We start from the raw sequence: 8319 nt of genomic DNA on the forward strand, positions 1-8319 counted from the left end.
CGCCGCGCGGACGACGAAGGCCCCGGTCGGCGTGACCGGGGCCTTCCTCGTCGACCGGGGTCAGCCGGTGTTGCGCATGCCGGCGGCGATGCCGTTGACCGTGGTCAGCAGCGCCCGCTCCAGCGCCGTACCGTCGTTCGGGGCGCGACGGCCGCCCGGCGCGGTGGCCACCGCGCGGCCCGCGGCGCCGGAGTCCCGGTACTGGCGCAGCAGGGCCACCTGGAGGTGGTGCAGCGGCTCCAGGTAGGTGTCCCGCACGGCCAGGGTGCGCTGGAGCACGGGCGAGTTGTCCAGCAGCGCCGGCGAGGCGGTGATCGCCAGCACCTCCTGCTTGGTCAGCTCGTACTCCTGCTCGATCTTCTCGAAGATCGGGTGCAGCTTCTTCGGGACCAGGGTCTCCACGTAGCGCCGGGCGATGCTCAGGTCGGTCTTGGTCAGCATCATCTCGACGTTCGACAGGAACGTGCGGAAGAAGTGCCAGTTCCGGTTCATCTCGGCGAGCACGTCCGCCAGTCCGGCCGCCCGCGCGGCGGCCAGCCCGGAGCCCACGCCGAACCAGCCGGGCACGATCTGCCGGGTCTGCGTCCAGCCGAACACCCACGGGATGGCCCGCAGGCCGGCCAGCCCGGCGCCGGTGTTCGGCCGCTTCGCCGGCCGGGAACCGATGTTCAGCGCGCCGAGCAGCTCGGTCGGGGTGGAGGCCCAGAAGTAGGCCGGCAGGTCCGGGTCCTCGACCAGGGACCGGTAGCACCGGAAGGCCGACTCGGAGACCGCGTCCATGGTCGCGTCCCAGCGCTCCAGCATCTCGGCCGGCTGCCGGGGCGCGGTGTGCAGCAGCGTCGCCTGGAGCACCGCCGCCACGGTCAGCTCCAGGTTCTCCCGGGCCAGCGCGGGCAGCGTGTACTTGTCGGAGATGACCTCGCCCTGCTCGGTCACCTTGATCGCGCCGTCCAGCGTGCCGTACGGCTGGGCCAGGATGGCGTCGTGGGTGGGGCCGCCGCCCCGGCCGACCGTGCCGCCCCGGCCGTGGAAGAGCCGCAGGTGTACGCCGTGCCGGGCGGCCACGTCCCGCAGCGCCCGCTGGGCCCGGTGGATGGACCACTGGCTGGTGGTGATGCCCGCCTCCTTGTTCGAGTCGGAGTAGCCCAGCATCACCTCCTGCACGTCGCCGCGTGCCGCCACCAGCGCCCGGTAGGCCGGCAGGGACAGCAGTTCGTCGAGCAGTTCGCCGCCGGTGTTCAGCTCGGCCGGGGTCTCCAGCAGCGGCACGATGCCGATCCGGGCCCGGCCGCTGTGCACGTCGACCAGGCCGGCCTCGCGGGCCAGCACCACCGCGGCGAGCACGTCGTCCACGCCGAGGGTCATCGAGATGATGTACGACTCGATCACCTCGGCGCCGAACCGGTCCTGCGCCTCGCGGATCGCCCCGAACACGTCGAACGTCTTCTGCGCCGACTCGGTGAGCGGGCTGTCCTGGGTGGAGAGCGGCCGGCGGCCGGCCAGCTCGTCGGCGAGCAGCTTGGTGCGCTCCAGCCGGGTGAGCGACGGGTAGTCGGACACCTCGCCGACCGCCGCGTAGAGCTGGGTGAGCACCTCGTGGTGCTTCTCGGCGTGCTCCCGGACGTCCATGGTGGCCAGGTGCAGCCCGAACGCGGAGACCGTACGGATGGTCGAGGCGAGCCGGCCCACGGCGGTGAGCTGCCCGGAGTTGCGGGCCAGCGAGGCGCGCAGCAGCTCCAGGTCGGCGATCAGCTCGGCCGAGCCGCGGTAGTCCCGCCCCGGCACGTGCGGGGTGCCGGCGCGCAACCGCTCCCGGGTGTTGGCCAGCTTGGCCTTCACGCAGCGCGCCTTGAGCCGGTAGGGCTCCTCGGCGTTGACCCGGCGGAACCGGGGCGCCACCTCGGGCAGCGCGTCCAGGTCGGTGGCGAGGCTGGCGGAGAGGTCGAGGGAGACGGCGCGCAGCCGGCGGGAGACGCTGACCTCGTTGATCAGCTCGTCCATCGCCTTCTCGGTGGCCTCGATGCCGTGCTCGTGCTGGATGCGCAGCACCTCGCGGGTGACCGCCGGGGTGACGAACGGGTTGCCGTCCCGGTCGCCGCCGATCCAGGTGCCGAAGGTCAGCGGTCGGGCGGTCGGCGAGGTCTCCACGCCGAGGGTGCGCAGCGTGTCGGCGAGGTCGTCGAGGACCTGCGGGGCGGCCTCGGCGTGCAGGTCGCGCAGGTAGTAGATGGCGTTACGGGCCTCGTCGGTCGGGTCCGGCCGGTCCAGCCGCAGCTCGTCGGTCTGCCACATCAGGTCGAGCAGCTCGGCCAGGCGCCGGTTGGCCGGGCCCTCGTCGCTGGCGCCGTACAGGATCGCGTTGGCGGTCTCGGCGTCCAGCTCGTCGGCGATCGCGCGCAGCTTGGACAGGATGGACCGGCGGGCCGCCTCGGTGGGGTGGGCGGTGAAGACCGGGCGTACCGCGAGCCGGCGGGCCGCGGCCGCGATCTCCTCGGCCGGCACCCCGCGCTCGGCGATCATCTTGGCGGCCTGGTCCAGCCAGCCGCCGTGGGTGGCCCGCCGCCGGCGCAGGTCGCGGGCCCGGTGCACCTGCTCGGTGATGTTGGCCAGGTGGAAGTAGGTGGAGAAGGCCCGGGCCAGCTTGGTGCCGGTGGTGACGTCGAGGCCGCCGAGGCGCTGGGCGGCGGCCGGCGGGTCGGAGCGGACCTGGGCGCGGATCTCCTCGACGAGGTCGAGCAGCGGCCGGCCTTCCTGCCGGGCGAGGGTCTGCCCGAGCAGCGTGCCGAGGCGGCGGATGTCGGCCCGGAGAGCGGCGTCGGGGCCGTCGTGGTCGTGCTGGTCGGTCACGGTGCGCTCCTTACGCGAGTACGAAGGACAGCGCTGTCCGACTCCCTGGATGGTATCCGCGCGAGCCCCGGCGGCAGGAGGGGGACCGCGTGATGATCTGCACTCTGGGACGGGCCGGCCGGCTCAGCCATGGTTGGCCGGCGCGCCGGGGGTGTCGGGGCGGGCGCGGGCCCGGGCGGCCCGGCGGTGCGCCCGGAAGACCGTCGCGGTGACCAGACCGAGGATCCCGAGCAGGGTCCAGAGGGTGAGCCCGGACAGCGCCCAGCCGGTCGAGCGGCGGTCGAAGTAGACCGCCGACTTGATCAGGTCGGTGGTCAGGCCGGGCACGTTCCACCGGTGCATCCCGCGCAGCCAGGCCGGCAGGAACTCCGGGGCGTAGATGCCGCCCGAGCCGGGGTTGCCGAGCACCACCAGCAGCAGGATCACGAGGCCGGTGCCGAGCAGCCCGAGCCACGCCTGCACGGCGCTGGCCACCATGGCGGCGGCGAAGACCGCCAGCGCGCCGACCGCCGCGACCGCCGGGATGTCGTGGTGCCAGACGTCGAGCACCGGACCCACGATGGTGGCGCCGACGATCCCCAGCACGATCGAGTAGACCGCCAGGGCGGCGACCCGCAGCCCGGCCCGGGGCAGGCTGACCGGGGCGGTGCCGGTCCGCAGGCCCAGTGCCGTGGAGGCCAGGTAGCCGCCGAGCACGTAGCCGACCGCCAGGTAGAAGGGGACCAGGCCGCGCGGGTCGGTCGACTCGACCGGCACCTCGTCGGTGACCTGGATCGGCAGGTTGGCCTGCTGGGCGGCCTGGGCGAGCACCTGGGTCACCAGCTCGGTGGCGGCCGGGGCGGAGGCGCTGGCGGTGGCCAGGTGCAACCCGTTGTCCGGGCCGGAGGTGAGCACCCCGTACACCTTGCGGGTGGTGAGGCCGTCGTCGGCGGCGCCCGGGTCGTCGTACTCGACGGGTTCGATCTTGTCGGTGCGCTGGCGCACGGCGGCCATGACGGCCTCGGCGCGCTGGTCGCCGAGCACCACCCCGACCGGCACGTCGCGGGGTCGGGGCTGGTGCAGCGCGCCGACGTAGGCGGCGATGAACGCGGTGGCCAGGGCGAGCGTGCCGAGCAGCAGCGCCGCCGTGCGGGGTAGCCAGTCGCGTACCGGAGGGTTCCGCTGCGCCTCGTCCACGCGCTCAGCCTATTGCCCGTACATGCCCGACCCGGGTGGTTTCCTCCAGCGGAATTCGCTGGCCCGGCGCGATAACTTCGGATCATGGCGCTGCCCAGCTACCCCCCGAAGCCGAAGCCGGGCGACCGGGTCGCGGTCGTCTCGCCCTCCGCCGGCCTGCCGGGCCTCTTCCCGCACGTGTACGAGCTGGGCCTGCGCCGGCTCCGCGAGGAGTTCGGGCTGGAGCCGGTGGAGTATCCGACCACCCGGCAGACCGGGGCCGACCCGCGGGACCGGGCGCGCGACCTGACCGCCGCCTTCGCCGACCCGAGCGTCACCGCGGTGCTCGCCACCGTCGGCGGAGACGACCTGATCACGGTCACCCCGTTCCTGGACGACGCGGTGCTGCGGGCCAACCCGACGCCGTACTACGGCTACTCGGACAACACCAACGTGCTCAACCATCTCTACCGGCTGGGGATCGTCTCGTACCACGGGGGTTCGGTGCTGGTGCACCTCGGCCGGCCCGGCAGGCCGCACCCGCTCACCTTCGACTCCCTGCGGGCGGCACTCTTCACCTCCGGCTGGTACGAGCTGACCCCGGCGCCCGAGTGGGGCGACGAGCCGCGCGACTGGCGGAACCCGGCCACGCTCGCCGACGAGCCGGTGATGTTCCCTGGCGCGGGCTGGCGCTGGCACGGGCCGGCCCGAATGGTCCAGGGGCGCACCTGGGGCGGCTGCCTGGAGATCATTCACTGGCTGGCGGCCGCCGGCCGGGTGCCCTCGGCGGCCGAGCTGGCCGGGTCGGTGCTGGTCGTCGAGACCTCCAACGAGCTGCCCGACGCGCGGGAGGTCTTCCGTATCGTGCGGAACCTGGGCGAGCGCGGGCTGCTCGCCGGGTTCCCGGCCATCGTGGTCGGCCGGCCAAAGGCGTGGGACTTCGAGAAGCCGCACACCCTGGACGAGCGGCTGGCCTGGGGCGAGGCGCAGCGGGAGGCGATCCTCCGGGCCCTCGCGCCGTACGCCGACGACCCCGTGGTGGTCTTCGACGTCGACCTGGGCCACACCGACCCGCAGCTGATCATCCCGTACGGCGGGGAGATCCGGGTCGACGCCGTCGAGCGCCGGATCTCGGTGCGCTACTGAGCCTCGCGGGGCACGGTGGCATGCCAGTCGATGTGGTGGCGGTGGACGGGGCCGAACATCTGCTCGGGGGTGGGCATGGCAGGTGGCCCGCCCGCCTGGCCGGCCTTGGCCCGGTTGGTGGCGGCCGCGTTGCCGCCGATCAGCTCCACCCGGCTCCGGCGCAGCCGCTCGTACGCCCCGAACGCGGCGGCGTGATCGGGCAGGTCGCGTAGGCAGCGGGCCAGCTCGACGGCGCTCTCGATGGCGAGCGAGGCGCCCTGGCCGGAGCTGGACGAAGGCGCGTGGACGGCGTCTCCGACGAGGACCAGGCGACCCCGGTGCCAGTGCGGTACGGATGGCATCCGCTCCATCGGCCCGGTGGCCATCAGCGTGTCCGGCGCGGTGTGGGCCAGCAGCCGTTCCCCGGGAACGTGGTCCGCGTAGCGCTCGCGCAGCCGCGTCAGCCACTGCTCCGCCGGGATCCGCTGGACCTCCGCCCAGCTGAGCGGCTCAGTGCGGGGGAGGCTGGCGAACCAGCAGACCCGCCCGTCGGGCAGCCGCCACCAGCCGATGAACGAACTGCCGAAGGCGAAGTACATGGTGCCGGGCTCGGCGGGTGCCACGTCCTCGGCGACCAGCCCGCCGAAGCCGAGCACGCCGGCGTACTCGGGCCCTGGTGCGCTCGGGTCGATCAGCGTCCGGACGGTGGAGCGGATGCCGTCGGCGCCGATCAGTACGTCCGCGCCGGCGGTGCTGCCGTCGGCGAAGACCGCGGTGACGCCGTCACGACTCTCCTCGACTTCGACGAGGCGCCTGCCGTATTCGATCTTCACGCCCTGGGCGAGCGCCTGCTCGGTCAGCGCCCGGTGCAGGTCGGCGCGGGCCATCGCGTGGGTGGCGGGCAGTCCGGGGAAGCCGTGGAACTCGGCGAGCCGGCGTCCCGCACCGTCGGCCATGACCACGCCGGGACCGGGTGGCCGGCCGCCCGGACCGCCTCCTCGGCCCCGACGATCCGCAGCGCCGCCAGGCCGTTCGGGGCGAGGCTCAGCATCGCTCCGACGCCGTCCGCCCCGCCCGGGTACGCCTCGTGCACCGTCGCCTCGATGCCCGCCCGGGCCAGTGCCATCGCGGTGACCGTGCCGCCGATTCCGCCGCCGATCACCACTGCCGTCCGTACCGTGCCCATCTCCTCGCTCCCTCCCGCCGCGGAACGTCCGCCGCGTTCCAACGCGAATAGTTTCAGTGAAACTAGTCCGTGTCAACTAGTTCCGATGGCTCTAGGATCATCGGCATGGACACCGCTGCCCGGAGCTCACCACTCGCGCTGACCGTGCTGGCCCTGCTGCACCAGGAGCCGCTGCACCCGTACGGGGTGCAGCGGCTCATCAAGCAGTGGGGCAAGGACCAGGTGGTCAACGTGGGGCAGCGGGCGAGCCTCTACCGGACCATCGAGCGGCTGCACGCCGACGGCCTGATCGCGGTGCGGGAGACCGGCCGGGAGCAGGCCTACCCGGAACGCACCGTCTACGAGTTGACCGACGCCGGGCGGCGGGTCGCCCGCACCTGGCTGAGGGCCATGCTGGTCGAGCCGAAGCAGGAGTTCCCGCAGTTCCCGGCGGCCCTGTCACACCTCGCGATGATCAGCCCGGCGGAGGCGGCGGAGCTGCTGGAACGACGTGCCGACCACATCGGGCGGGCCCGGCAGGAGCGGGCCGCTGCGCTGGCCGCGCACGCCGACCTGCCCCGGGTCTTCCACCTCGAGGATGAGCACCTGGAGGCGGTCGCCGCCGCCGAGGAACTGTGGTTGCGCTCGGTCGTCGAGGACCTGCGTACCGGCCGGCTCACCTGGTCGGCGCCCGCACCCCCGCCCGCCGGCGCCGATCCGGCCTGACCGCTGGAGCGGTCGGAGCCACGCGGCCCGTGACCGGCCGGGTCAGCCGGTGACGACGGCGAAGGCGCGGACGGGGAAGGTGCCCATGCCGGCCACCCGCGGCGGGGCGGCCGTGAACCGGAACCCCTCCGGGGGCAGGGCGGCCAGGTTGGTCAGGTGCTCGACGATCGGCACCCCGGCGGCGAGCAGGGCGCTGTGCGCCGGGCGCTCGCCGGCCGCCGCCGGGGTCATGTCGTCGATGTTGATCGAGTCGATCCCGACCAGCGCAGCCCCCGCCTCGACCAGCCAGTCCGCGCCGTCGGCGGTCAGGTACGGCGCGTCGGCGCCGGCGTACCGGTCGGTGCCGAAGTGGGTGTCCCAGCCGGTGTGCAGCAGCACCGCCCGGCCGGCCACCTCGTACGGGGCGAGCAGCAGCCGGTTCACCGCCCGGGTGCCGGCCGGCACCCGGACCACCAGCCCGGGCAGGTCGGCGAGGCGGCCCAGGGGGACCCCGGTCAGGTCCGGTCCGTCCGCCCAGCGGTGCGCCGGCGCGTCCACGTAGGTGCCGGTGTTGGCGATCATGTCGATCCGCGCCACATGGAACTCGACGCCCGGCGCGTACCGCTCGCGGGAGGCCTCGCGGGTCAGCCAGTCGGTGACCCGGGGCGGCTGCCAGCCGGGCAGGGTGACCATGCCGTCGGTGATCACGTGGCTCAGCTCGACGAGCCGCCGCCCGCCGGCCGCCGGGGCGGCCACCCCGCGACCGCCCGTGTGCGGCTCCTCGACCACCGTCCGGTTGGTGATCCGCACCTCGCCGACCATGAGCAGCCCGAGGTGCCGGACGAGGAGCGCGGCCAGCTCGTCGTCGGTGATGTCCGGGCCCGGGACGTCCAGGCGGAACCCGTCGGTGCGCAACCCGCCGCCGTTCGCGAAGATCACCTCGGCGTCGAACACCGCCCGGTACTCACCCGTCATGCGCCCCACCGCACCATGCCCGGCCGGACCCGTCAAGATCCATCCCAGGGTCCCCGCCGCGCGCCCCCGGCTGCGGCCCGGAATGTCCGGGCAGCGGGATAGTCTCGAACGGTGCCACCCCCCGTCCGCACCGGACGCGGGGTCGTCGCCGTGCGCCGACCTCCTGGAAGTGATCACAGATGCTCACCGGCCTCTTCTCCGCCGCCCTGGCCGACCCCGGGCTGGCCCGGGCCCGTGACCTGGCGCGCTCCGGTGCCGCCCAGGTCGACGGCCTCGACCTCACCGCCCCGGCCGCGCTGCGCCCGTTCGCCGTCGCCGCCGTCGCGGCCGACGAGCCGGCCGGCGGC

Annotated in this window: 7 protein-coding genes; 2 read left to right on the forward strand and 5 right to left on the reverse strand. The window is 74.2% G+C overall.

Annotation, left to right across the window (positions count from 1 at the left end; translation table 11 throughout):
• Positions 1-60: 60 nt before the first annotated feature.
• Positions 61-2847 (reverse strand): phosphoenolpyruvate carboxylase, encoded by a 2787-nt coding sequence (ppc, locus tag B0E53_RS12650; protein ID WP_107076240.1) that lies wholly within the window; start codon positions 2845-2847, stop codon positions 61-63.
• Between the two features lie 123 nt (positions 2848-2970).
• On the reverse strand, positions 2971-4023 hold the full coding sequence (locus B0E53_RS12655) for a hypothetical protein (protein WP_107076241.1): 1053 nt from the start codon (positions 4021-4023) through the stop codon (positions 2971-2973).
• 84 nt (positions 4024-4107) lie between these two features.
• Here B0E53_RS12655 and B0E53_RS12660 point away from each other — a divergent pair, with 84 nt between their 5' ends.
• Positions 4108-5148: a S66 peptidase family protein gene (locus tag B0E53_RS12660; protein ID WP_107076242.1), complete on the forward strand. Its 1041-nt coding sequence runs from the start codon at positions 4108-4110 to the stop codon at positions 5146-5148.
• On the opposite strand, the gene B0E53_RS12665 is transcribed toward B0E53_RS12660, so the two are convergent.
• Entirely contained in the window at positions 5142-6083 is a 942-nt protein-coding gene (locus B0E53_RS12665) for an FAD-dependent monooxygenase (RefSeq protein WP_246835374.1), read from the reverse strand. The two genes, B0E53_RS12660 and B0E53_RS12665, sit on opposite strands and share 7 nt — an antisense overlap.
• Positions 5984-6313: a hypothetical protein gene (locus B0E53_RS39330; protein ID WP_246835375.1), complete on the reverse strand. Its 330-nt coding sequence runs from the start codon at positions 6311-6313 to the stop codon at positions 5984-5986. The genes B0E53_RS12665 and B0E53_RS39330 overlap by 100 nt, the downstream gene beginning before the upstream one ends.
• 105 nt (positions 6314-6418) lie before the next feature.
• On the opposite strand from B0E53_RS39330, the gene B0E53_RS12670 reads away from it, so the two are divergent.
• On the forward strand, positions 6419-7018 hold the full coding sequence (locus B0E53_RS12670) for a PadR family transcriptional regulator (protein ID WP_107076243.1): 600 nt from the start codon (positions 6419-6421) through the stop codon (positions 7016-7018).
• Positions 7019-7060: 42 nt separating this feature from the next.
• Here the strand turns inward: B0E53_RS12670 and B0E53_RS12675 are convergent, their stop codons facing one another.
• A complete protein-coding gene (locus B0E53_RS12675) occupies positions 7061-7972 on the reverse strand; it encodes a cyclase family protein (protein WP_107076244.1) in 912 nt (303 codons plus the stop codon).
• Between the last annotated feature and the right edge of the window lie 347 nt (positions 7973-8319).

The organism is Micromonospora sp. MH33, from assembly GCF_003013775.1.
Lineage (GTDB): Bacteria > Actinomycetota > Actinomycetes > Mycobacteriales > Micromonosporaceae > Micromonospora > Micromonospora fulviviridis.